This window comes from Staphylococcus sp. HMSC14C01 (assembly GCF_001808085.1).
Taxonomy (GTDB): Bacteria; Bacillota; Bacilli; order Staphylococcales; family Staphylococcaceae; genus Staphylococcus; species Staphylococcus hominis.
On the sequence record NZ_KV792053.1, the window covers coordinates 35,079 to 60,985 of the forward strand.

Sequence of the window (25,907 nt, forward strand, 5' to 3'; positions counted from 1 at the left end):
GAGAGGAGCACGTAGAATGTCACGCAAAACATATGAAAAAATTGCTAATATTAACGGTATGTTTAACGTATTAGAACAACAAATTATTCATAGTCAAGACATGGCTTTATTTAGAAGTGAATTCTTTTATGTTAATCATGAACATCGTGAAAACTATGAGGCATTATTAGTATACTATGGTGAAAATTCAGTGAATCCAATTGTAAATGGAGCTTGTTACATTGTTGCTTTACCTGAAATTTTTAATAAAGTAGATGTATTTGAATCTGATTTACCCTTTTCTTGGGTATATGATGAAAATGGAATTACAGAAACAATGCAAAGCATTAGTATTCCTTTGCAATATTTAATTGCAGCTGCTTTAGAGGTGACAGACGTTAATCTTTTTAGACCTTCAGGTTTCACTATGGGTATGAATAACTGGAACATCGCACAATTAAGGATCTTTTGGCAATATTGCGCAATTGTTCGCCAAGAAGCATTATAATTTATTACTCCTTTTTACTTTTTAGTAAAAGGAGTTTTTTTTCTATATTTAAATAATATAAAATGATTCTATACAATGATTGAGTTTATTTAATTTAAGAGAGTAGGTAAATGTCACATGTTTAGAGAAGTAATTAATCAATCTATGCTTTCTGACTGTTTTGAAATTAGAAAGTCAGTTTTTGTAGAAGAGCAAGGGGTTCCATTAGAAAACGAATTAGATGCATTTGAAAATACTTCTACTCATATTATTGGATATCACGATAATCATCCATTTGCTTGTGCACGATTTCGTCCATATGAAGATGGTATAAAAGTAGAACGTGTAGCAATTTTAAAACCTTATCGCAATAAAGGATTCGGTAAAACATTAATGAACACGATTGAAAGTATTGCAAAACGAAAACATCATCATAAACTTATTTTAAACGCACAACTACAAGCTAAACCGTTCTATGAAAAACTAGGTTATGTTAGTATTGGTCTTCCTTTTCAAGAAGAAAATATTGTTCATATTAAAATGTATAAAATAATTTAAATTACATTTTTCGATACTTGAATTCCATTTACACCAGGTAGATATTTTTAAAAACAAAATTAAATTTAGTTTACAAATTAGTTAAAAATAATTACTCTTACTTTTCTTGACGTTATAATAAAAAAGTAAATTAAAAAAGGAGCAACTATTATGTCGAAAAAATTTAGCTTTAAATTCCCATCAATGATCGCCCTTACTTTATTTGGTGCAGCATTTACTACACATCATGCTGAAGCCTCTGAAAACAAACAAGAGGCTGCTAATAATGTAATCGATGATCAACAAAATATTGAAAATGCCAATGTAGCTAAACATCAAGTCAGTAATGCAGCTCAAAATATTTCTGGGGTGCAAACTTACCAAGACCCTACATTAGTAAAATCAAATACTACTAATAATACATACACATATGATGCAAAATTAGATCACTTAAATCAATCAGCGTCATCTCAAAATAACTCAACGCGTTCTAATACTAATGATACACTTAAAAACAATGATACAATATCAAATTATCAATCTGATAATACAAAACATAATAATAATGAAGTAACTACTACCTCTACTACTTCAACTGATTCAACTAAATTAGTTACCTCAGCAGAGTCTAATAATAAAATAAATTCAAATCATGTAACTACTGAAACACAACCAACTCATAATGAAAGTGCTCAAGTTTCAAATACACAAAAGTTAAATACAGATGAGCCTAAAACAACATTAAATAACGTAGATAGTCAAAACAATAGCATATCAAAAACTCAATCAAGCACTACTTTCGTTAATAATAAGCAACAAAAAGTAGATGATGATACGACAACGACAAATAATGACAATAATAAAGTATCAACATCTTCTACTTCTACTACTGAAAGTGACAGTACGTCTAACAATTTATCAAATAAATCAGACAACACTACAGTTAACAATGAAGATACTACTCTTCAAAATAATAATACTCAAACTTCACCAATGCATAATACTTTAAAAGTACGTGCATACAGTGCAGCTTTAAATAATACTAATGTTAATAATAAAACTACAACTTCAACTCAATCAAATGATGCATCTGTCTCTGACTCTACATCATCAGTGTATAAAAGTATCGGTGGAAAAGGTGGTCCAGCTACAGTAAGTACATATTCAACTACTTCTTCACTACCAAAATATGTACCACAAGTTAAATCTTCAATTAATAATTATATTCGCTCAAATAATTTGAAAGCTCCTTCGATTGAAGAACATTATACATCTTACTTCCCTAAATATGGGTATCGAAATGGAGTAGGAAAACCTGAAGGCATCGTCGTTCATGATACTGCAAATGACAATTCAACGATTGAAGGCGAAATTAATTATATGAGAAATAATTATACAAATGCGTTTGTACATGCATTTGTAGATGGAAATCGTATTATTGAAACTGCCCCTACTGATTATTTATCTTGGGGAGCTGGACCATATGGAAATAATCGTTTTATTAATGTTGAAATTGTCCATACACATGATTATGCTTCATTTGCACGTTCAATGAATAACTATGCAGATTACGCTGCTACACAATTACAATATTATGGATTAAAACCAAATAGTGCTGAATATGATGCTAATGGAACAGTATGGACTCATTATGCTATTAGTCGTTATCTTGGAGGTACAGATCACGCTGATCCACATGCCTACTTGAGTAATCATAATTATAGTTATGATGAATTATATGATTTAATTAACGAAAAATATTTAATTAAAATGGGTAAAGTTGCACCATGGGGTACAACATCTACAAATAATTCAACTCCTACTACTAAACCAAGTGTAAATAATAAAAAATTAACAGTAACATCTAATAATGGCTTAGCTCAAATTAAATCAGATAATAGCGGTCTTTATACTACTGTATATGATTCTAAGGGAAAAACAACGAATCAAGTTCATAATACTTTAGCAGTTACAAAATCTGCACAGCTTGGTAAAGATAAATATTACCTAGTATCCGATTATAATAGTGGAAAATTATATGGATGGGTTAAACAAAGTGAAACGATTTATAATACTACTACTTCTAAAACAAAAGTAAATAAATCGTATACTATTAAACCTGGAACGACACTATACACGGTTCCATGGGGTAATTATAATCAAATTGCTGGAACAGTATCTAAATCAAATCAATCTCCATTTAAAGCGAGTGCATCACAACAAGTAGGTAAATCAACTTATGTATATGGTTCAGTAAATGGTTTAACTGGTTGGGTAAGTAAATATTATTTAAATGATATTCAAAACAAAGCGGATACAACTAATGTACTTAATGTTTCTCAATTAAATAACACTTTAGGACAAGTAGCTAAAAAAAATAGTGGTGCTTACACAACAGTATATGACTCATCAGGAAAAATAAATCCTTCTATTAACGGTAATACTTATCGTGTAACTAAAAAAGCGACATTAAATAATAAAAACTTTTATTTGATTTCTGACTTTAATGGTAATCAATCACACGGTTGGATTCCTTCATCAGAAATTAATATTCAAACTACAACACCTATAAATGATGGTATTAAAAATTACAATATCAAAGGAAATAGTAATATATATGAAACACCTTGGGGCAGTTCGTCTCAAATTAAAGCAACTGTTCCTTCAAAGGGAGATGTTCTAAAATCTATAGACGCTTTAAAAGTAGGCTCAAATACGTATCTTCACGGTGTTATCAATAATGTTTGGGGCTGGATTTTATCAGACGATGTTCAAACTGTAAAAACGAGTCAAAAAACAAGTAGTGTTCAAACTGTTTCAAAAATTGCTCAAGTAAATTCAACAAATGATGGTATACGTTCAAGTATTTACGATGCAAGTGGTAAGCATGCAAAGCAATATGCTAACAAAACATATGTTGTAACTAAAGAAAAAAAATTAGATGATAATACATATGTTTTATTATCTAGTACTTCTGGAAATACCCCATTAGGTTGGTATAATGTTAAAGACTTAAATATTAAAAATTTAGATAAAGAACAAAAAGTGAAAGGTACTTATACTGTCAATCAAAATAATAAGGGCTTGTATACGATTGCTTGGGGCACTAATCAACAACGATTAGATAAAAACAACATTGCTAATCAAACTTTCACAGCTTCTAAATCGACAATTGTTGATGGTAAAACGTATTTATACGGTACAGTTAATAATCAAACAGGTTGGATTGCACTAAATGATTTAACTAACGCTTCATCTTTCGATACAGTAGAAGACTATAACGATGATTTAGTTATAACTAATGGTAATAGTTTTTACTATGACGACCCTACTTCAGCTAAAGGGTACTCACTCAAGCCATTTAATGAACAAATTTTTCAAGTTACAAAACGAAAAGTAGTAAATGGTATCACTTGGTATTATGGTAAATTAAGTAATGGTAAATCAGTATGGATTAAGAAAAGCGATTTACAACAACAATTAGTTAAACTATCTAAAAACTATAGAACACTTGATGATGTCACTAAAATTCAACAAAATGTTTACGGTGCACCACCACAAGTTCAACGTAATAATAGCGGTTGGTCAAATGCAACGTATAGTGAAATTAAAAATGCGATGAACGCGAAAACACTTGCTAAACATCCAACTTTAAAATATCAATTTTTACGTTTAGATCGTCCACAATCATTATCTGTAGATCGTTTAAATCGACTACTTAAAGGTAAGGGAATGTTAGAAAACCAAGGTCAAGCATTTGCTAATGCTGCAAAATTGACAGGTGTTAATGAAATTTACTTAATTGCTCATGCCCTACTTGAAACGGGTAATGGCCAATCTAAACTTGCTAAAGGTGCAAATTTGGTTAATAATCAAGTCGTTTCTAATTCCCCTATTAAATACTATAATGTATATGGTATTGGTGCTTATGATTATGCACCACTTGTAAATGGAATTAATTACGCAAAACGATCTGGCTGGAATAGTATTTCTAAAGCTATTATTGATGGAGCTAAATTTATTGCTCAAGATTATATTAAATCTGGTCAAAATACACTTTATAAAATGCGTTGGAATCCTGATCAACCTGGTACACATCAATATGCTACTGATATTAATTGGGCAAATGTGAATGCTGAAGGTTTAAAATACTTATACGATCAAATTAATTCAGTTGGTAAATATTTTGAAATACCAGTATTTAATCAATAATACTACTTGGGAGTGAGACTGAATTCAGTTGCCCTTCAGTTATCGCCTACCCATACGTAAAAGAATCTGAGACACTTATTTCTGTCTCAGATTCTTTTTTGCTCTAAATTTTATATTTCATACAAACACCCATCTTATTGTACTATGTTATAAAGAACAATAAGATGGGTGCTATGTTAGATATAAAGATGACGACTATTAAGTTTATTTAAAAGATGATTCAAATTATTGATTTCCTCTTCTGTTAAACATTGACATCTCGCTTCGATTAATTCACATCTTGCTATATTGATTTGTTTAATTAAATCTCTAGCTTCAGTTGTTAAACATAAATCCTTACAACGTAAATCTTCGTGTGACTGTTGACTTGTAATATAACCTTTATGAACTAATTTCTTTATCCAACGAGATACAATGGACTGCTCTCTACTAATCTTCATTGTTAAATCATATTGTGATAATCGATCATAGTTATAAAGAATTCTTAATAATTCCAGTTGGTCATTTGTTATATCAGTCCGTTGGCCAAAGCGTCTATTTACTAAATTAAGATCATTGTTTGTTAGGGTAATAAGTTTTTCTAGTTGATTATACATAGCTGTTCTACTCCACTCTAGTAATTGTTTATATTATAAAGTTAATTTTATAATTAGACAATACTATTCAATAAATTGACTAAATTCATTTTAATAATATGATATTATCTATTCATTATACACGATTTCTAATTTTTCTATTTAAATTGAGAGAAAATGAGATTTTATTAATTAAATATTATAAATAAAAATATGATATGATAATTATATTCTATTTCAAAGTAATGAGGTCATAATACTTTGAATGATTATATTTAGAGGTGTAAATATGAAATTAACTTTAAATTCAAATTCTAAGTTTTTAAGAGCGCCAAGTATCCGACAGTTTTCAAGTCGAATAAAAAATATTGACGACTGTGTTAATTTAACTATTGGCCAACCTGATTTTCCAATGCCTGATGTGGTTAAGCAAGCATATATTAATGCAATAAGTGAAGATAAAACAAGTTATTCACATAACAAAGGTCTTACTGAAACGCGTCAAGCGATTAGTCAATATTTTAAACGTAGATATGGATTTTTTTATAGCGAAGAAGAAATTATTGTTACAAACGGTGCAAGTGAAGCGTTAGATACATCGCTAAGAAGTATAATCGAACCTGGAGATGAAATTTTAATCCCTGGTCCTATTTATGCCGGATATATTCCATTAGTTGAAACTTTAGGTGGTAAACCTATTTATATTGATACCACACATTCTGACTTTAAGGTAACACCTGAGCTAATTGAAACTTACTTTACTAATCAAACTAAAGCAATTTTATTAAATTACCCTACTAATCCAACTGGTGTTATATTAGAGCGCTCAGAAGTTGAAGCCCTTGTACATTATTTAAAAACTAAAGAAATATTTATTATCAGTGATGAAATATACGCTGAAAATACGTTTACAGGAACACATACTTCTTTCGCAGAATATGAAGAGATACGTGACCAACTATTACTCATTGGCGGCTTAAGTAAATCACATTCAGCTACAGGCATCCGTATCGGTTTTTTAATCGGTCCTGAATATTTAATTGAAAAATTAACTTTCATGCATGCATATAACTGTATTTGTGCTAATGTTCCTGCTCAAATTGCTTGTATCACTGCATTAAATGAGGGCTTAGAAGCACCAAAATATATGAACGAAGCTTATATTGAACGCCGTGATTATTTAAAAGCTAAATTGTTATCTCTAGGATTCGAACTTGAAGCTCAACCTGAAGGTGCATTTTATATTTTCCCAAGTATTAAACGATTCACTAATAATGATTTTGACTTTTGTGTCAATGTACTGGAAGAGGCACATGTTGCGATGGTGCCAGGCTCTTCTTTCACAGATATAGGAAAAGGCTATATTCGTATTTCTTATGCTTATGAAATGAACGTCTTAAAAGAAGGTATGCGTCGTTTAGAATTATATTTAAAAGAACACTATCCTAACGTGTTAGATAATTAAAAAAAACGCAAGATTGACTAAGTCAATTTTGCGTTTTTTTATTACTATTATTTATGGGAATTTAGGGAATTGATCAAAATCAGGATCGCGTTTTTCTTTAAATGCGTCACGACCTTCTTTTGCTTCATCAGTAGTATAATACAGTAATGTAGCATCTCCAGCCATTTGTTGTAAACCAGCTAAACCATCTGTATCTGCATTCATTGCAGCTTTTAAGAAACGTAATGCTGTTGGTGAATGTTTCATAATGTCTTTACACCAAGCTACTGTTTCATCTTCTACTTTATCTAAAGGTACTACAGTATTAACTAAGCCCATTTCTAATGCCTCTTGAGCATTGTATTGACGACATAAGTACCAAATTTCACGTGCTTTTTTGTGGCCTACGATACGAGCTAAGTATCCTGAACCATAACCAGCATCAAATGAACCTACTTTAGGTCCAGTTTGACCAAAGATTGCATTATCTGCAGCAATTGTTAAGTCACATACTACATTTAATACGTTACCTCCACCAATTGCATAACCTCTAACCATTGCAATAACTGGTTTAGGAATAACACGAATTAAACGTTGTAAATCCAATACATTTAAACGAGGAATTTGGTCTTCACCAACATAACCGCCATGTCCACGTTTCTTTTGATCTCCGCCTGAACAAAACGCTTTATCGCCTTCACCTGTTAAGATAATAACAGAAATATTTTGATCATCACGTGCTCTAGTAAATGCATCAATCATTTCAGCTACTGTTTTAGGTGTAAATGCATTACGTACTTCTGGTCGGTTAATTGTTACTTTTGCAATTCCTTCGAAGAATTCATATTTAATTTCATCATATTCTTTTAGTGTTTCCCACTGTCTAGTCATTTTGCTCCTCCTTTAAAAAGCCTAATACTATTGTATCAAATTCCGCTTCATCTTCCACATGAATTGTGTGACCTACATTTTTTAAAATATGGATTTGATAGTTTTTAATTTCTTGTGCCATTTTTTTAGCAGTATTAACGAATTTTTCATCTAATTCTCCTGCTAGAATAAGGCAATCACTTTTTATACGCTTAATATCTCCCCATAAATTAGGCATATGTCCAGTCCCATAATCTCTTAAAGCTTTCGCTAATTTATTAGGATCCTGCGAAAGTCGCATACGACGCATTGCCTGTTTTTTATTATCATCTAATAGATATTGTGTTTGAAATAAAGGGAGTTTTTCCCAATCATTTACAAACACTTCAATTCCAGCTATTTCTAATACACGTCCACGTGCTTGATCGATAGCCTGTCGTTCTTTACGTAAGGTTTCGTCAGCAATGCCTGGCGATGTACTTTCTAATATTAATTGTTTGATTTCATATTGACCATATATTGCATAGTAAAGTGCTACGCGCCCACCCATTGAATAGCCTAATAAACTAAATTTATATTTCTCAAATTGAGATAAAACTCGATTTATTTGTTCCGTTATATACGGAAAGTCCCATGTTTGATCTGTAGGTGAGTCATCTTTGCCATGTCCAGGTAAATCAATAGTTAAAATATTACATTGAGTAAGAAACGCCTCTATATGATTCATATACGTTTGACTATCACTAATAAAACCATGAAGTAAAATTAATAATTGATTGCTTGGATGATCAGATTTATAAAAATTATAATGTAACATTTAAGATCTCACTCAATTTCTGATATAAAAGTTGATGTTGTTCTAAGTTATCTTCACGATTTGTAATCATTTCATATATATATGAATTCATATTTGAAAATGATACTTGAGAAAAATCGGTAATATTATTCAAACGTTTAAATGAAAAATCATATAACATGGCAGTATACTCAAAATTTAGTCCAGTTGGTGTACCAAATAGACGTTCAAAGTATTGCTCTGCTGCTGTTTTTTGAGGCAAATAAGAAAATATACCTCCACCATCGTTGTTAAGTATAACAATATTAATATGAATATCGTTTAATTTAGCCATTAATAATCCATTCATATCATGATAAAAAGCTAAATCTCCAATCAGTAATGTCACTCTTTTATGTACTGCCATACCTAAAGCAGTAGAAATAACGCCATCAATACCATTTGCACCTCGATTAGCATACACTTCTACTTCACTATCAAATAATAAATTATCTACATCACGAATAGGCATACTATTACTTACAAATAATGCATCATCTTTAGTGAGTTTTTGAATCAGTGTACTTACAAATGCTGATTCATCTGTCGCTTGAGACATATGTTGAGTGATTGCTTTACGAGATTGTGCTTCTATAGATTGCCAACGTTCAATCCAATCCTTACGATTTACTGTTGGTTCATTCACTAAACTTCTGAAGAAATCATTTGCTGATATTTCATATGAGATGTGTGGCGGTGTTGGAAATACATCAATTTTATCATTATTTTGAACTAATATTTGAAATGCATTTGTGCGTGTAAGCCATTGATTTAATTTTTTAGAAATAACTGGTTTACCTACACGTATAATAAAATCAGCATCAATATTTAAATGAGAACGGTATAATAAATCATATGTTGTAATAACATTAGGATGGTTAAACTTGCGTAATTGACTAAGTGGATCTGCAAGAATTGGTAAATCATGAATTGTAGCGTAAGTTAAAATTTGATCGACTGCTTGGTGCTGCATATCCCCTACAATAATAAGACCTTTCTTATCTTTTAATACATTTTTTATATCTTGTATATCTATATTTTTTTGATAATGAGGCAATATTTTATGTTCAGATTTTAAATTCTCAGTCATTTCAAGATCTGGTGTTAACGGTTCTCTAAATGGTAAATTAAAATGTATTGGACCACGGTGTGGACCATATAAATATTGACTTGCAATTTGCATTTGATAATTGATAGTATTGAGCATTTCTTGACTGCCATCAGCTACAGGCATATCAAATTGGAAGTTAATATAATTTGCAAACATATTGACTTGGTTAATCGCTTGTGGTGCGCCTACACTTCTAAGTTCGTGTGGACGATCGCTAGTTAATACTATAAGCGGTATACGGCTGATTTGACTTTCGGCTATAGCTGGCGTGTAATTAGCAGCCGCTGTTCCAGAAGTACATAAAATCGCAACTGGGCGTTCGCTTCCTTTAATTAATCCTAAAGCAAAAAAAGCTGCGCTACGTTCATCAGGATGTATCCAAGTTTTTATATTTGGATGTGCTTCAAATGCAATCGCTAAAGGAGTCGAACGTGAGCCCGGACTAATAACGACTTCTCGCACACCATAGGCATATAACTCTGATGCAAATGTATAAACTTGTTTAGTTAAAGCTTCTTTATGATTCATTCTCATTCACTACTCCTAAAGCATTCATCATTGGTGAAAATTTCACCGACGTTTCTTCAACTTCACTTTCAGCATTAGAATCTTTTACGATACCACAACCTGCAAATAAAGTAGTTTGATTTTGTTTAATTAACATAGAACGAATAGCCACAATAAATTCACAATCATCATCTACATCGATATATCCAACTGGAGACCCATATAATCCTCGTGTACCAAACTCATTTTTTTCAATATAATCAACTGCTTCTTTCTTAGGATAACCACCTAAGGCAGGTGTAGGATGCAACTCATCAATTAAACTAATATACGAATGATTCAATAATGTTCCTTTTATTTCAGTATACAAATGATACATATGATCATTTTTTAAAATATTAGGTTTTTGATTGTACTCTACATTTTCTACATAAGGTTCAATATCATTTAAAATACTTCTAACGACAAATTGATGTTCACCTAGATTTTTACTGTCTTGTAGAAATTCTTGAACATTTTTTTCATCTTTTTCAGCATCTTGTGTTCGAGGAATGGTTCCTGCTACAGCCTTCGTAGATAATACACCGTCTTCAACTTTTAATAATTGCTCTGGTGTTTGAGAAAAGAATACAGATTGGTTAGACTCTAGAATAAATAAGTAACTATTTTTCTCATTGTTTAACGCACGATTAAGTACATAAGGAATACTAATTGGCTTATCAAACTTAATTAAACGACGTCTCGCAAGCACTACTTTTTGATCTTTATCAAGTTGTTCAATCGTATGACTTACAAGATCTTTCCACTCATCAACATAAATATCTTCCATGCGTGTTACATTGCCTAAAGCTGTCTCTCGTTCTGTCGTATCGACTTGAGTATTTTCAAAATAATTAATAATTTGATTTAATTTTTCCATTTCAAATTGAGCTTTTTCAACTGTATATGTCAAAATGGTTTGATTGTTAACTAAAGAAATAAGTACTTCAGGTACCACAAAATGATTAATCCCAAATTCACGCCACTCATCATCAGACTTATGATTTGAAAATTGGAATCCCCCTACTATTTTAAGGTGATGCTTTTGCGTATTAACATGAATTAGTTCTACATCGTTTTTAAATTTTTCCCATTCCCGAAAGATAGATTGTTTATTTTCAAAGTTATTCTTAAACCTTTGAATTGCATGATAGCCGAAAAATGAAGACATATTATCGTTTAATCGCAAATAAAATCGATCTCCAGCTTGTTTTTCAGTTAAATTAAATAATTCACTTGGTGTTAAAGATTTATTTAACACGACTTCAACAGAAACCCAGTTTTTATTGCTTTCATATATAGATTCCATAATTTTGTCTTCCATTAGGTTGGCAGCCATTCATTTCACTTCTTTCATTATCTTTTTTTACTCATTAAAGTATTGTAACATTTTTCGTTATTCATCGTATCATAATTGCTTAATCAATTTAGAGAAATATTTCACGTTGATTGACCTTTCTTACCTATTCCTATAAAATACATATGTTAAAACTTTATATTATAAGAGGTAGATTACATTATGGCAGATCAATATCAACAATATTCAACTGTTAGAAAATATTGGCATTTAATGAGACCTCATACTTTAACCGCGTCTATTGTCCCTGTATTAGTAGGAACAGCGACAGCTAAACTTTTCTTACTGGGCAGTCAAGATCATATTAAATTCAGCCTATTCTTAGCAATGTTAATCGCATGCCTTTTAATTCAAGCAGCGACTAATATGTTTAATGAATATTATGATTTTAAAAAAGGATTAGACGATCATACATCTGTAGGCATCGGTGGCGCGATTGTTCGAAATGGTATGAGTCCAAAACTTGTCATGAATCTAGCAATTGCTTTTTATATTATTGCCGCTTTACTTGGTATATATCTAGCTGTTAATAGTTCATTTTGGATTATTCCAGTTGGTATTGTATGTATGGCAATTGGTTATTTATATACTGGTGGACCTATTCCTATTTCATGGACGCCATTTGGTGAATTATTCTCCGGATTATTTATGGGTATGATTATCATTTTACTTGCATTCTTTATTCAAACAGGTAATGTGAATGGTTTTGTTGTTTGGATTAGCTTACCTATTGTCATTACAATCGGGTTAATTAATATGGCTAATAACATTCGTGACCGTGTTAAAGATAAAGCAAGTGGTCGTAAAACCTTATCTATTTTATTAGGTAAAAAAGCTTCTATTACGTTTATGGCAGCAATGTATATCTTAGCTTACTTAATCGTAATATTTACTGCTTTATTCAAATCAGGCGGCTCATTATTCTACTTGTTAGTATTATTCTCATTCCCAATGCCAATCAAAGCAATTCGTCGTTTTAATAAAAATGATACACCAGCAAGCATGATGCCAGCGATGGCAGCGACTGGCAAAACGAATACAGTCTTTGGTATTTTGTACGCTTTGGGTATTTATATCAGCGCACTTTTAGGTGGAATCTAATTTGTTTTAACTAGCATTGTGTTTTAACAATGCTAGTTTTTTTATTATTATATATATATCATATGTAGATAATCATGGTCATATAAATTAATATCTTCAACCCATTTGAAACCTAGTTGTTTATAAAGTTTAAGTGCTTTCTCATTATTATAATCACAATTTAAACTCCATTTTTTATTAAAACTTGTGGTGATCAAGTGTTCCAACAATTGTGTCGCAATACCTTGTCCTCTATAATCAGGCGATGTGACCACTGCTTCAATATACCACTCATCATTTTTAGCTTCTTTTATAGGTAAAGGGGTGCCAACTAATCTGATATCTTCTTCAAGAGGCAGTTGGTTCCATTGTTCTTCATACTCCATTTCTTTCGAACCATCATAAGCGATAATACAACCGGCCACCTCATTATTTTTTTCATATACCCATATATTTTTATAATAGGTACGATAATGTACATTGACTATACTAAGTTCGAGCAAATTGATCATACGCTTCTCAGAAATTTCCTTTACAATGTCAAGTTCCATATCTTTCCATATTAAATAATAAAGTTTTGCAATTTGCTTATTATCACTTGGTGTCGCTTTTCTAATCATATTTATCCCTCCATCTACATCATACTCATCTTCTTACAAGAAATTAAATATTATAGTAAGTATAAACTGATTCTTTTATAAGTGACATTCTTGATTTTAGTCATAAATTACTTACAATATGAAAATAAGGAGGCATCCATAATATGAGAGTAAACAAAACATTATATGTATTATGTGCATTGTTCTTAGGTGGTGTTGGGATTCACAAGTTCTATGCAGATAAAGTTGAACAAGGTGTATTACATTTGGTCTTCTTTTGGACACTTATTCCAACAATTGTTTCGATTATTCATGGCATTATCATTATCTTTACTACTAAAGCTGATAATAATGGATATATTTTTATACCCAGATAAAAACAAGCGAAAGTTTTTAAACTTTCTTCTTTAAATTAAAGAAAATGGGGTATAAATTAATAATAGTTTTAAAAAGGAGAATGTGACTATGAAAAACTTTATTAAACGTATTGTGAGAACAATTATTACAGGCTATGTCTTAAAATGGATTAAAAATAAAATAGAAGGAAATTCAAAAAGAAAATAATTTAAAAAGGTCTATTCACTTTATTTTAGAGAATAGACCTTTTTATAGTGATTCATTGGAACCGGATTTACTCATTGAGAAATGCCTCCAAATGTTTTAATTCAGTAGTATATTGATTAAAATCATCTTCATTTCTATTAACCAAAGCTTCATCAATTAATGTTACAAGTTGTTTCTTTCTTTCTAAACGTAACGCTTCGTCAATCACAAGTTCTACACCTAAATCATTCACCGTCGTTACAAATTCTTCTAGTGTGGTATGTTTAACATTTGTATTGTAATACATAAGATTCACTACCTTTCTATTAATTTAAAAATAGTATACAAGCTTTTTATTTTGAAATCAATGAATATTCAGACTTTTCTAAATAAATTAGTGTAATTTTATTTTTAAATAATAACTTGACAACATATACTTTTTTTATATAATAATTTTATATTATTAATCACTCTTCGTGTTTAATAATAAATAATTAAATAAGGAGCTGATCTTATGACTCAGTTCAATAAACCTCCTAATACGATTTATGTCATACGTAAAGGTGATATGGTGATTAGACCTACATTTGACGATCATCAACAACCGAACGGCTCAGAAATCCTCAAATTCGATACCTCACGAGAAATAAGTCCTTTTAAAACTCAAAAAATTATTGAACGATCTTGTAGATTTTATGGCAATAACTACTTAAGCAAGAAAGCTGAAACTCAACGCATTGCTGGAATAACTAGTAAACCTCCCATCCTTCTCACACCATTGTTTCCAACTTACTTTTTCCCAACACATTCAGACCGTTTAGAAGAAAATATATGGATTAATATGCATTATATTTCTGATATTAAGCCATTAAAAAACAGAAAGAGTAAAATTATCTTTGCAAATCAAGAAGCACTAACATTAAATGTATCTTTTCATAGTTTATGGCATCAATATTCTAATTCTATTTTCTATTACTATATGATTGATAAACAAGCAAGAATGAAATCTAATAATCCAGATATGCCAATCGATTATGAAAAAACATCTTTAAATATTTTTGAGGCACTTTCACACTATTCTTTATTAGAAGATAAATAGCTGTATGTTTATTTTTAAAATATACGGAACGATTATATTAATTTAGTGTAAATGTTCCGTATATTTTTTAAAGATTATCTCTTGCAAATTTTAAGATTATTGATATAATTGTATTTGTGTTGATTAAAGAACACGTTATATTATTCCGCAGTAGCTCAGTGGTAGAGCTATCGGCTGTTAACCGATCGGTCGTAGGTTCGAATCCTACCTGCGGAGCCATATGGAAACGTACTCAAGTTGGCTGAAGAGGCGCCCCTGCTAAGGGTGTAGGTCGCGAGAGCGGCGCGAGGGTTCGAATCCCTCCGTTTCCGTCATTTGACTCTTTACTTTTTAAGTAAAGAGTTTTTTTTATAAAAAAAGAGCCAATGTTTCTACAATTTGACTCCTTTTTTATATTTAAACTAATACGCCATTAACTTCAATATACTGTCTTTATCAATATCACCAAAGTAATGATAAAAGTCATAGTCTTCCATTACTTCTTTTATATGAGTATAATCGTGTAATGTTCCTACTAAAGCATCTTCTAATTCATTGACATTTCCTTCTCCAAAGAAATCGCCAAAGATTTTAGCATGCTCAATTTTTCCTTTTTTGACATCAAATTTAATTTGAATGAATCCTTTTTCAAACTTCTCGTCACGTTCAAAATTATATTTCGGATTTTTACCATAATTCCAATCCCAAGTGCGATATTTTTCATTGCTTAATTGCTTAATATTGTTCCAGTCTTCTTCCGTTAAATGATATTCCTCTACTTCATGCTCACCAAAGATGTTTTTTAAAATAATTTGCTTAAATTGATCAATTGTAATAGAGTCATCTAAAAATTCTTCAATATTTGCTACGCGTTTACGTACAGACTTCACACCTTTAGATTGAATTTTTTTAGGATTCACTTTTAATGCGTTTTGTACTTCTTCTAAATCACTATTTAGCATTAATGTACCATGACTAAACATACGATTTTTAACCTTAACCATAGCATTTCCAGAAATTTTAGCTGCGCCTACTTGAATGTCATTACGGCCTGTCATTTCTGCATCTACACCCATAGATTGTAAAGCTTGAACAATAGGCTCAGTAAATTTCTTGAAGTTATGAAAACTGTTACCATCATCACTCGTTACAAAACTAAAATTCAAATTGCCTTTATCATGGTACACAGCTCCTCCTCCAGAAATTCGTCGTACAACATGAATATGATGCTCATCTACATACTGTTTATTAACTTCTTCAATTGTATTTTGATTTTTACCTACAATGATTGAGGGTTCATTAACATAAAATAAAAAGTAACTATCATCTGCAGGTAAATATTTAAGTACATATTCTTCCATGGCTAAGTTAATTGTAGGATCAGTAATATTATTATTACTTACAAATTTCATAGCTCTCACCTTTCTCTTTCTTTTAAAATTTAATAATGCAATATATCTTCCACTATCGATTATTTAACTTAATTATGGCATTATTTTCAAAAATAATATAATATTTTCTGATTTTAGTATATATTTGTTTATTTGTAGTGTAAATTTTAGTACAATATAGTCTAGCTATGATTTGAGGAGGACTCGAAATGACTGTTGCAGAAGTTGGAAATATTGTAGAATTTTATGACGGTTTAAGAGGCCGTGTTGAAAAAATTAATGATAATTCAGTTATTGTTGATTTGACAATTATGGAAAATTTTAATGAACTAGATTTACCTGAAAAAACAGTTATTAATCACAAACGATATAAAATCGTTGAATAAGAAGGTTAATATTAAATGAAAAATACATCTAAACCCTTAATTTGGTTTGTTGCAAGTTTTATTGTATTTCATCTTATCTTATTTATAATGTGGGGAGAACATCAAGAATATTGGTATTTATATACTGGTATAATGTTAATTGCTGGCATTAGTTATGTATTTTATCAACGTGATATCACATCAAAACGTCTATTAACCTCTATTGGTGTGGGCGTAATCACAGGTGTTGTATTAGTGATAATACAACTTATATTTTCACTTATATCGTCACAAATTACTTATACCGAATTAATTAAAGAGTTATCAAGAACAGGTGTATATTTTAAATGGCAAATGTTAGTTACTATCTTATTTGTCATCCCTTGTCATGAGTTATACATGCGTGCTGTCTTACAAAAAGAGTTAAATAAATTTAGACTACCTCGCTGGCTAACAATTTTAATACCTGCATTATGTTCTAGTTCTTTATTTATCTATCTTGATAAATGGTGGATTGTTATTTTTATCTTTATAGCTCAAGTCATATTATCATTGAGTTATCAGTATACAAGACGTATTGTTACATCGTCTTTAGGTCAAATTGTTGCCATCATTTTATTACTTATCTTTCATGGATAAAAACCTTTTCTTAGTTGCTAAAACTAAGAAAAGGTTTTTTTAATTGGTATCACGATTCATTTCAATAACGATATTCTTTTTTTATTTAAAACATAACTATCTACATACAAAAAAGAGTGGGATAACGAATTCAAAATGAATGTATCCCACTTTCCTTTTTTAGTTATCCAATTTGAATTCTCTCTTTTGGATAACTAAATTTATCAGGTTCTTTACGACCAGATATCATAATAATAAATGATATTAAACCGACACGTCCTATAAACATAAGAAGCATTAAGACGACCTTGGTAATACTGCTAATATTATCTGTCACCCCAAGTGATAAGCCACATGTTCCAAATGCAGACATGACTTCAAAAAATACCTGTAAGAATGATAAATTATTGGCTTCTGCTGCTAATATAATAATGATACTTACAAAAGTAAGTACTGTCGCCATTATAAACACAGCAAAAGAACGCTGTATATCGATGGTATGAATTTCTCTATTAAATACTTTAATCGATGATTTTTCTGTATTGTTATTAAAATTAATCACAAATAAAATAAGTATCGCAAATGTCGTTGTTCGAATACCTCCTCCTACTGAACTCGGAGAAGATCCAATAAACATGAGAATACTCATAATGACATTTGTTGCATCACTAAAGTGTGTCACATCAATGGTTTGTAATCCAGCACTACGTGTAGTTGCAGATTGAAATAATGCATAGAATAAAGATTGATGCCAATTATATCCTTTGAATGCATGATTGTACTCAAGTGCTAAAATAGATAAAAATCCAGATATAAATAGGAAAAAGTAAGTCGTTGTTGTAATTTTAGTAAATAAAGAAAATCTAAAATGACTTACTCTATTTCGTATATAAGCTCTGATTTCAAGTAATACTGGAAAACCAATTGATCCAAGAATAATTAAAAACATTACAATAGTTTGTACAAAGTAATCCTTGGCATATGGAACTAGTGATTGGCCAGTAATATCTAACCCACCATTTGTAGTAGCTGAAATAGATACAAACAAACCTTGCATTAAAGCATTTTTTAAATCAGGATTGTCTCTGTAAAAATAAAATGCAAGCAAGAGTGCACCTACAATTTCGATAGTCATGATGGTTTTAACAATTTCAATAATAAGCTTAACTGTCCCACTCATTGTGTCTTTATTATTATCAAGCATGATAAGTTGACGTTCGCGCATACCAATATGTTTACCAAGTACTACCCACAACACTGTACCTATCGCCATTACGCCTATGCCACCGATGTTTAAGATAATTAAAATGATAAGTTGGCCAAATGATGAATAGGTATCAATAATACTGACTGGCGTTAAACCGGTCACACTAATTCCAGATACAGCTACAAACAATGTATCTATAGGACTCACCTTCACGCCAGGTTTATGTACAAAAGGTAAATTGAGTAATAAAAATGCAACGACAATTGCAATTAAATAATATAAAACAATACCTTGTTGAGGCGTTGATTTTTTGAATAATTTACTGAAAATAGACATTAGTTTGTCACCTCAATGTCATTTCAAATTAATTTCTATATCTTGAATATTTCCATCTCTGTAAATTTTAGCCGTTAACGTTTTTAAATCTTGTCGATGGTTAAACAGGATGTGTCTATACTGCAAATTATCTTTTAATGTTTTACCTTCTAATTTTACAATGACATCACCAATTTTTAAACCTGATTTTTTACCTAAACCGTCATCTTTTAATTTTTTCACTAAAATCCCATCATTTATATCATTAGGTAATTTTAAAAGTGAGCGTTCATAATGATTTAAATCATTTACATTTTCTAAAGCTATTCCAGTATTGGGGTAATTTACTTTCCCATTTTTCTCAAGCTCTTTAGCGATTGATTTAGCTTCATTAATGGGAATAGCAAAACCCATTCCTTCTATACTTGGCATATTAATTTTTAATGAAACGATACCAATAAGCTCTCCATCTTTATTAACTACAGCCCCACCTGAATTTCCTGGATTAACAGAAGCATCAATTTGGAACGTTTGCATCAATTCATCATTTTTATTATCTTTATCAAAATCAACAGGAACCAACCGATTTAGCCCCGAAATAATCCCTTTTGATACCGTATTTCTAAACTCTTCTCCTAGAGGATTACCTACAATTAATATCGATTCCCCTAAAACTAATTTATCTGAATTTCCAATATGGATAGAATTAATATTTTTATCATTGATTTTTGCTTTCACTACTGCAATATCTGACCATTTATCCTTTCCGACCACGTCACCTTTTATACTTTTATTCTCTCCATATGTAATCTTAACTTTATCTGCTTCACCAACAATATGTGTATTTGTTAATACAAAAAAAGTATCGCCTACAGTTTTGTAGACGACACCTGAGCCAAGTTCACTATCTAATTTTGAATTTGTTTTTTGAACTGAAGTATTCTTAGGTGCGTCACTTTCTACTGTTACCACTGATCTGACAGTATTATTAGCGTTTTTCATAGTTGTTGTGTACTTCTTATCTTGTGTATGTGTTTGATTTGAATGTTGTTCTTGTGAAGGTTCAGTAAAAATAGCTTTTACTAAAACTAAAATTAATATTAACGCAATTGCGATTAAAATTTTAATCCAATGTTCTTTTAAAAAGTCAATGACTTTATTTTTTGTATCATTTGATGATTGTTCATGTGATTCATGAGATTGTTGATCCGATATATTTTCTGTCGTATTCTTATCAGAATTAGATATGTGCTTTGATTGTTCACTCTTAGTATGTTCTACTTGAGTTGAACGTTGCTGAGTTGAAATTTGTTCTTTCTCAGTATGGATTGATTCTTTATCCTTAGTTGAAGTGTATGATTCTTCAGTGATTGTTGGATGTTTAGATTGTGTTTTAATTGTATCATTATGTTGATTGTCTTTTTCTTGTTTAGACTTTGGACGAGATTCATTATTTTTATTCAATCTACTATAAGTTGGTTCTATAGATTTATTCGTTTCATTTTCACTTTTTGAGCCATTTCTCGAAATTGGTTTTTGCTGTTTCAATTCCTCATTATGTATGTCTTCTTGTTTAAGGGGTTGTTCTCCAGGCAGAGTTAAATGATGCCTATTATTTTTCTTAGCTGTGTTTGATGCATCTCTTTTTGATCTTAACTTAGCTAAATGTTGTTGTTGTTGAATTTCTTCTTGTGTTAATTTCTCAATTCTAGCTTTTCTTAAATTATCTTTGACACGTTCTTCATTTACTTTTGCTTGATGCTGTTCTTTTTCTGCTAAATGTTCACGCTTTTGTCTTTCACGTTCAATACGTTCCTCACGTTCTTCATTATGAAAGTATTCGTGACGTTTACGCCCATATTTACTACGCGGTATCACTTGTTTTTTATCATTATCCAAAGATGCCCACTCCTAACCTTGAAATCACAATATATATCACTAAAAAATGATTTACTTTTATGTGGTTATATATCTATCTTAATTTATTTATATATTACTTAAATTTTAATATCATTAGTGTTAATAAGCAAACGATTGTCAAATATTTTCTAAAAATATTTGACAAATAGTTATTAATTGAAAAAACCTTTTGAAGTCTTTTATAAAAAAACTTCAAAAGGTATCGATTACATCTAATGCTTAGCATTCTTTTTATTTTTTCGTACTGATGTTAACCATCCAATAACAACTAATAAAATCATTACAGTCCAGAAGATTGCTTGCCATAACGTACTATGTGGGAACTCTTCTGATAATACGCCAATATCTGGATGAGCTAATACGATAACTACTAATTTAATACCTACCCAGCCAACGATTGCGAAAGCGGCACCTTCTAAACCAGGATATTTATTTAATAAATCAACAAACCATGTTGCTGCAAAACGCATTAAAATAACACCAATCATACCACCGATGAACATAACTCCAAATTGGCCTAAATCCATACCGCCAAAATGAATGCCCATCTTAGGAAGTGTCACTGCAATAGCCATCGCTGCTAACATAGAATCAATTGCAAAGGCAATGTCAGCAAACTCTACTTTAAATACGGTAGCCCAAAATTTTCCAGCACTTACTTTCTTTTCAGCGCCAGTTTCATCATAATGATGTTCATCCCCAACTTGTTCCTCTTCATCTTTCTTATGGAAGAAATTCCAAAGATTTCTAATAGACATGAAAATTAAGTATGCAGCACCAATCGCTTGAATAAACCAGAAATTCACAATAATACTAATTAAAAATAAAGCAATAAAACGGAAAATAAATGCTCCTAGTAAACCATAGAATAATGCTTTTTTACGCTGTTCTGGTGGTAAATGCTTAACCATTACTGCCATTACAACCGCGTTATCTGCTGCTAGTAATCCTTCTAAAAATACTAACACTAATATTACCCACAAATAAGGTAAAATTAAGCTTGGATCCATGAAAAGACAGCTCCTTTATTTATTTTTTACAAATAAAAAGACCTATGCTAATTCATAGCAAAGGTCTCACTTAGCAAATTTGCTCATTTTACCGGAAGTATCAACTTCGTAATGACGATAAAATGCTGAATTTAAGATGTTAGTAATATAGCATCTCAAATTCTCAAGTTACTCCCCCCTGACATTAAGCCATAGGTATTTATTTGTTAAGAGTATTATAACCAGATTTGATATATATAAACAATGTTAAAGCTAAAATTATTGTATATCTTTATTATTATTTTAACTTAAACCTTATATTGTCATTTTTTTATAATAAACTATATAGTTTAATATCTGGGAATTTTTCTTCAAACCAACGTGTAGCAAACTCATTTTCAAATAAGAAAACAAACTTATCATATCTGTCTTTCACTAAAATAGAACGTGACGTGTTCATCTTATCTTGAATATCCTCTTCATTTTCAATCCAACGTGCAATTTTTCTACCTACAGGTTCCATGACGACATCTACATTGTATTCATTTTTCATTCTGTGCTCGAATACTTCAAATTGTAATTGACCCACTGCACCGAGAATAATTTGATTCGTATGAAGTGTTTTATAATATTGAATCGCACCTTCTTGCACAAGCTGTTCAATTCCTTTATGGAAATGTTTTTGTTTCATTACATTTTTAGCAGAGACTTTCATGAAAATTTCAGGTGTAAATTGCGGTAAATCTTGGAAGTTAAATTTTTGTTTACCTCCAACTAATGTATCACCAATTTGGTAGTTACCTGTATCGTATAATCCAATAATATCTCCAGCTACAGCGTGATTGACAGTTTCTTTATCATCTGCCATAAAAGAGGTAGAACGTGTGATTTTTTGTTTTTTATTAGTACGTTGTAGGGTCACATCCATACCTCTTTCAAACGCACCACTAACTACTCTCATAAAAGCAATTCTATCTCTATGTTTAGGATCCATATTCGCTTGAATTTTAAATATAAAACCTGAGAACTCGTCATCAAACGGGCTAACTTCAACTTCTTCATTTGTCTGACGAGCATTAGGCATGGGCGCATAATCTACATATGCATTCAAGAAATTCTGAACCCCGAAATTAGCCAATGCTGATCCAAAGAATACAGGAGTTAAATCACCATTTAATAATGCTTCATTATCAAATTTTTCGCCAGCTTCTTCAACTAACATAAACTCTTCAATCGCTTGTTCGAAAGCACTATCATTGCTAATAGTGTGTTCTTCTTTAAGTTCATACTCATCATTTAAATGTAATACATTCTCTTCATCTCTAAAAGGTTCAATAGTTTTAGACTCACGATCGATAATACCAAAAAAGTTTTGACCCATTCCTATTGGCCAATTCATTGGATAGGTGTCAATATTTAATGTTTCTTCAATTTCTTCTAATAGTTCAAATGGTTCTTTACCTACACGGTCTAATTTGTTGATAAAAGTAAAGATAGGAATGCCTCTCATTTTACATACTTTAAATAATTTTAATGTTTGGGGTTCGATCCCTTTCGCACAATCGATAACCATTACTGCACTATCAACCGCCATTAATGTTCGGTATGTATCTTCAGAAAAGTCTTCGTGTCCTGGTGTATCTAGAATATTAATTTTATAATCATCATAATCAAATTGCATGACTGAACTGGTCACAGAAATACCACGTTCTTGTTCCACTTTCATCCAGTCACTGGTTGCAAATTTCCCTGTTTTTTTCCCTTTTACAGTACCCGCTTCACGAATAGCACCACTAAAATATAATAATTTTTCAGTTAGCGTCGTTTTACCAGCATCCGGGTGTGAGATAATAGCAAACGTCTTTCTTGATTCTATTTCTTCTTTTAAACTCATTCATTATTCTCCTTTAAATCCTTTATTATCCACTTAGATAACTGAGAAGCTATACGCAATGCTTCACTTTCTTCTTTAAATGTAAATAATTGCATTATTAACTCTTCATTTATTTCCTGTTCATTGAGTTGTACATTTAATTCTACAGACCAAAACATATCTGGAATAGCTATCATATAATAAGAATGATCCACATTTTCATATAGATAGACATTGATTATTTCATTTTGTTCAGAAAGTTGCTTAATGATCATAGTTGGATTTTCCAAACTTTTTATACGCAGCTTCTAAACCAATTAAATCGTCACGATGTGGCACTTTCACGTGTCCTGACATAATTTGATAAGGTTCTCTGCCTTTAGAAGCAAGTACAACTGTATCACCTGGATTCGCGACTTCTATAGCATGTTTAATGCCTTCAGCTCGATCTTCAAATTCTACATAGTTATTATGTGTTGCACCTTTAGCAAGTTCTGCAGTCAACATTTTAGGATCGTCATCTGCTGGATTGTCAGGTGTAAAAATAACATAGTCTGCTCGACATGCAACAGCCCCCATTTCAGGCGTTTTTGTTAAATCACGTTCGCCAGCCATGCCTACTAAAAAGATGAGCTTTTGTTTAACAAAAGGTTGCACTGCATCAATCAGTTTATTCATACCATCAGCAGTATGTGCATAATCAATAATTAAATCGATTGGAAGTGATGGATCTAAAACCTCTAGACGCCCTTCAACAGGTTCTAAAGATTTCACCACTTCTACGATATCTTTGAAATCGACTCCTTTACTCCACACTGCTATCATAGCTGCCATAAGATTTGAGATATTAAATTTACCTACATAGGGTGATGAAACATGATACGTGCCAAATGGAGTCGCAAAATCAAATTGTACACCTTGTAAAGATTCTTTGATATTTTGAGGCATAAACTGTGCTTCATTATCTATACCATATGTCAATATTTCAAATGGTGTTACCGTTTCTAAATATTTAGAGAAATCATCATCATTATTTAATACCACATACTTTTCTTTTGATAAATCTTCACCTAATTGACTAAATAGTAATGATTTAGCATGTCCATAAGCTTCCATTGTGCCATGAAAGTCTAAATGATCTTGGGTTAAATTTGAAAAAATAGCTACATCAAATTCTACCCCTCTTAATCGTCCTAGAGCTAATCCATGACTTGAGACTTCCATAGTCATTGCTTCAGCTTTACTATCTATAGCTTGCTTAATTTTCTTAGTAAGCAATACAGTTTCAGGAGTAGTATTTGCCCCTTTTGTTTTTTCTTCATTAATTTGAAATCCATTCGTACCTAAATACGCACTATTTTTGTCTAATCCTCTATAAATTAAGTGAATCATTGTCGCGATTGAAGTTTTACCATTTGTACCAGTGACGCCAAAGGTAGTGAGTTGTTGACTTGGATAATCAAATAATGTATGCGCTAATATACTGGCTACTCTTAAAGTATCAGGTACAATAACTTGTGTGACTTCTCCTTTAACTTCTTGCTTACGGTTTACAACTATAATTTTAGTTCCTTGGTCAATGACGTTTTGACAAAATCTATGACTATCTACAGTATATCCCTTAGAAGCTACAAAGATACTTTCTCCACTAGCAGTTCGAGAATCTGTAGTAATATCAGTGATATCTATATCTAAAGTTCCTATAACTTGTTTAACTCTTATTTTATTGAACAACTCATTCGCATTCAAAATGTATCGCTCCTTTTTTTCAATATCTCTATTATACACATTTTAAAGTTGTTGATAAATTTATTCTCACCTAAAAAAGTAAATTCTGAACTACTCAAAATCAAATCATTTTTGTATCTTCTATATTATTAATATTAATTCCAAGTTAATTATTTATAAATTTTTTCTTATCTTAGTGTAAGTCCCATACATTTCACTTTATTAGTGCTAGGATAAGGGTATAAAGT

24 protein-coding genes, 2 tRNA genes and 1 riboswitch are annotated in these 25,907 nt (G+C 31.0%); of the genes, 12 read left to right on the forward strand and 14 right to left on the reverse strand.

All coding sequences use genetic code 11. The features are described from left to right. Positions 1–16 precede the first annotated feature (16 nt). The 3 genes from HMPREF3131_RS10225 to HMPREF3131_RS10235 all read left to right on the forward strand — a co-directional run bounded on the left by HMPREF3131_RS10225 (position 17) and on the right by HMPREF3131_RS10235 (position 5,215). Positions 17–487, forward strand: a complete 471-nt coding sequence (locus tag HMPREF3131_RS10225; RefSeq protein WP_002448219.1) for a DUF2538 family protein — start codon at positions 17–19, stop codon at positions 485–487. Between the two features lie 117 nt (positions 488–604). Beyond that, the gene (locus HMPREF3131_RS10230; RefSeq protein ID WP_017175782.1) at positions 605–1,024 is read left to right on the forward strand and encodes a GNAT family N-acetyltransferase; all 420 of its coding nucleotides are present in this window, start codon (positions 605–607) and stop codon (positions 1,022–1,024) included. A gap of 150 nt (positions 1,025–1,174) precedes the next feature. Further along, complete coding sequence (locus tag HMPREF3131_RS10235) at positions 1,175–5,215, forward strand: glucosaminidase domain-containing protein (RefSeq protein ID WP_070436769.1); 4,041 nt, start codon at positions 1,175–1,177, stop codon at positions 5,213–5,215. A gap of 176 nt (positions 5,216–5,391) precedes the next feature. Here HMPREF3131_RS10235 and HMPREF3131_RS10240 read toward each other — a convergent pair whose 3' ends face one another. Beyond that, the gene (locus HMPREF3131_RS10240) at positions 5,392–5,811 is read right to left on the reverse strand and encodes a MarR family transcriptional regulator (RefSeq protein ID WP_002448073.1); all 420 of its coding nucleotides are present in this window, start codon (positions 5,809–5,811) and stop codon (positions 5,392–5,394) included. Positions 5,812–6,079: 268 nt separating this feature from the next. Here HMPREF3131_RS10240 and HMPREF3131_RS10245 point away from each other — a divergent pair, with 268 nt between their 5' ends. Then, positions 6,080–7,255: an aminotransferase class I/II-fold pyridoxal phosphate-dependent enzyme gene (locus HMPREF3131_RS10245; RefSeq protein ID WP_019835348.1), complete on the forward strand. Its 1,176-nt coding sequence runs from the start codon at positions 6,080–6,082 to the stop codon at positions 7,253–7,255. Positions 7,256–7,306: 51 nt separating this feature from the next. Here the strand turns inward: HMPREF3131_RS10245 and menB are convergent, their stop codons facing one another. The 4 genes from menB to HMPREF3131_RS10265 are packed head-to-tail and all read right to left on the reverse strand — an operon-like array spanning position 7,307 to position 11,935. Further along, complete coding sequence (gene menB, locus HMPREF3131_RS10250) at positions 7,307–8,125, reverse strand: 1,4-dihydroxy-2-naphthoyl-CoA synthase (protein ID WP_017175785.1); 819 nt, start codon at positions 8,123–8,125, stop codon at positions 7,307–7,309. Next, positions 8,118–8,921 carry a 2-succinyl-6-hydroxy-2,4-cyclohexadiene-1-carboxylate synthase gene (gene menH, locus HMPREF3131_RS10255; protein ID WP_049379558.1) on the reverse strand — a complete coding sequence of 268 codons (804 nt, stop codon included), beginning with the start codon at positions 8,919–8,921 and terminating at the stop codon, positions 8,118–8,120. Before menH ends, menB begins: the two co-directional genes overlap by 8 nt. Beyond that, entirely contained in the window at positions 8,908–10,578 is a 1,671-nt protein-coding gene (gene menD, locus HMPREF3131_RS10260; RefSeq protein WP_025987184.1) for a 2-succinyl-5-enolpyruvyl-6-hydroxy-3-cyclohexene-1-carboxylic-acid synthase, read from the reverse strand. Before menD ends, menH begins: the two co-directional genes overlap by 14 nt. After that, positions 10,568–11,935, reverse strand: coding sequence for an isochorismate synthase (locus HMPREF3131_RS10265; RefSeq protein WP_070436771.1), 1,368 nt, complete (start codon positions 11,933–11,935; stop codon positions 10,568–10,570). The genes menD and HMPREF3131_RS10265 overlap by 11 nt, the downstream gene beginning before the upstream one ends. Positions 11,936–12,115: 180 nt before the next feature. On the opposite strand from HMPREF3131_RS10265, the gene HMPREF3131_RS10270 reads away from it, so the two are divergent. After that, on the forward strand, positions 12,116–13,054 hold the full coding sequence (locus HMPREF3131_RS10270; RefSeq protein WP_019835346.1) for a 1,4-dihydroxy-2-naphthoate polyprenyltransferase: 939 nt from the start codon (positions 12,116–12,118) through the stop codon (positions 13,052–13,054). A 47-nt stretch (positions 13,055–13,101) separates the two neighbouring features. Here HMPREF3131_RS10270 and HMPREF3131_RS10275 read toward each other — a convergent pair whose 3' ends face one another. Further along, a complete protein-coding gene (locus tag HMPREF3131_RS10275; RefSeq protein WP_019835345.1) occupies positions 13,102–13,653 on the reverse strand; it encodes a GNAT family N-acetyltransferase in 552 nt (183 codons plus the stop codon). Positions 13,654–13,796: 143 nt separating this feature from the next. Between HMPREF3131_RS10275 and HMPREF3131_RS10280 the strand changes: the two genes are divergently transcribed. Both HMPREF3131_RS10280 and HMPREF3131_RS11595 read left to right on the forward strand, forming a co-directional pair. Then, positions 13,797–14,009, forward strand: a complete 213-nt coding sequence (locus tag HMPREF3131_RS10280) for a TM2 domain-containing protein (RefSeq protein ID WP_019835344.1) — start codon at positions 13,797–13,799, stop codon at positions 14,007–14,009. An 88-nt stretch (positions 14,010–14,097) separates the two neighbouring features. Further along, the gene (locus HMPREF3131_RS11595; protein WP_017175792.1) at positions 14,098–14,196 is read left to right on the forward strand and encodes an SAR1012 family small protein; all 99 of its coding nucleotides are present in this window, start codon (positions 14,098–14,100) and stop codon (positions 14,194–14,196) included. A 67-nt stretch (positions 14,197–14,263) separates the two neighbouring features. On the opposite strand, the gene HMPREF3131_RS10285 is transcribed toward HMPREF3131_RS11595, so the two are convergent. Beyond that, a complete protein-coding gene (locus HMPREF3131_RS10285) occupies positions 14,264–14,482 on the reverse strand; it encodes an IDEAL domain-containing protein (RefSeq protein ID WP_002488353.1) in 219 nt (72 codons plus the stop codon). Between the two features lie 207 nt (positions 14,483–14,689). Here HMPREF3131_RS10285 and HMPREF3131_RS10290 point away from each other — a divergent pair, with 207 nt between their 5' ends. From HMPREF3131_RS10290 to HMPREF3131_RS10300, 3 genes are all read left to right on the forward strand, one after another. Beyond that, on the forward strand, positions 14,690–15,274 hold the full coding sequence (locus tag HMPREF3131_RS10290) for a competence protein ComK (protein WP_017175793.1): 585 nt from the start codon (positions 14,690–14,692) through the stop codon (positions 15,272–15,274). Between the two features lie 144 nt (positions 15,275–15,418). Next, a tRNA-Asn gene (locus tag HMPREF3131_RS10295) sits at positions 15,419–15,493 on the forward strand. A 3-nt stretch (positions 15,494–15,496) separates the two neighbouring features. Beyond that, positions 15,497–15,585 (forward strand) — tRNA-Ser (locus tag HMPREF3131_RS10300). Between the two features lie 90 nt (positions 15,586–15,675). On the opposite strand, the gene HMPREF3131_RS10305 is transcribed toward HMPREF3131_RS10300, so the two are convergent. Beyond that, complete coding sequence (locus HMPREF3131_RS10305; protein WP_048762301.1) at positions 15,676–16,665, reverse strand: lipoate--protein ligase; 990 nt, start codon at positions 16,663–16,665, stop codon at positions 15,676–15,678. A 188-nt stretch (positions 16,666–16,853) separates the two neighbouring features. Between HMPREF3131_RS10305 and HMPREF3131_RS10310 the strand changes: the two genes are divergently transcribed. Both HMPREF3131_RS10310 and HMPREF3131_RS10315 read left to right on the forward strand, forming a co-directional pair. After that, positions 16,854–17,030, forward strand: coding sequence for a YkvS family protein (locus HMPREF3131_RS10310; RefSeq protein WP_002448045.1), 177 nt, complete (start codon positions 16,854–16,856; stop codon positions 17,028–17,030). Between the two features lie 15 nt (positions 17,031–17,045). Beyond that, entirely contained in the window at positions 17,046–17,648 is a 603-nt protein-coding gene (locus HMPREF3131_RS10315) for a CPBP family glutamic-type intramembrane protease (RefSeq protein ID WP_019835286.1), read from the forward strand. A gap of 163 nt (positions 17,649–17,811) precedes the next feature. Here HMPREF3131_RS10315 and HMPREF3131_RS10320 read toward each other — a convergent pair whose 3' ends face one another. The 6 genes from HMPREF3131_RS10320 to HMPREF3131_RS10345 form a co-directional block, all read right to left on the reverse strand. Then, complete coding sequence (locus HMPREF3131_RS10320; RefSeq protein WP_002488327.1) at positions 17,812–19,170, reverse strand: TrkH family potassium uptake protein; 1,359 nt, start codon at positions 19,168–19,170, stop codon at positions 17,812–17,814. A gap of 18 nt (positions 19,171–19,188) precedes the next feature. After that, positions 19,189–21,048, reverse strand: coding sequence for a trypsin-like peptidase domain-containing protein (locus HMPREF3131_RS10325; RefSeq protein ID WP_070436774.1), 1,860 nt, complete (start codon positions 21,046–21,048; stop codon positions 19,189–19,191). A gap of 233 nt (positions 21,049–21,281) precedes the next feature. Continuing rightward, positions 21,282–22,079 (reverse strand): TerC family protein, encoded by a 798-nt coding sequence (locus HMPREF3131_RS10330; RefSeq protein WP_017175798.1) that lies wholly within the window; start codon positions 22,077–22,079, stop codon positions 21,282–21,284. Between the two features lie 56 nt (positions 22,080–22,135). Next, positions 22,136–22,268, reverse strand: a riboswitch (yybP-ykoY riboswitch). Positions 22,269–22,389: 121 nt separating this feature from the next. After that, on the reverse strand, positions 22,390–23,952 hold the full coding sequence (locus HMPREF3131_RS10335) for a peptide chain release factor 3 (RefSeq protein ID WP_017175799.1): 1,563 nt from the start codon (positions 23,950–23,952) through the stop codon (positions 22,390–22,392). After that, positions 23,949–24,206 (reverse strand): YueH family protein, encoded by a 258-nt coding sequence (locus HMPREF3131_RS10340; RefSeq protein ID WP_017175800.1) that lies wholly within the window; start codon positions 24,204–24,206, stop codon positions 23,949–23,951. The genes HMPREF3131_RS10335 and HMPREF3131_RS10340 overlap by 4 nt, the downstream gene beginning before the upstream one ends. Beyond that, on the reverse strand, positions 24,196–25,680 hold the full coding sequence (locus HMPREF3131_RS10345; protein ID WP_048762297.1) for a UDP-N-acetylmuramoyl-L-alanyl-D-glutamate--L-lysine ligase: 1,485 nt from the start codon (positions 25,678–25,680) through the stop codon (positions 24,196–24,198). The genes HMPREF3131_RS10340 and HMPREF3131_RS10345 overlap by 11 nt, the downstream gene beginning before the upstream one ends. Between the last annotated feature and the right edge of the window lie 227 nt (positions 25,681–25,907).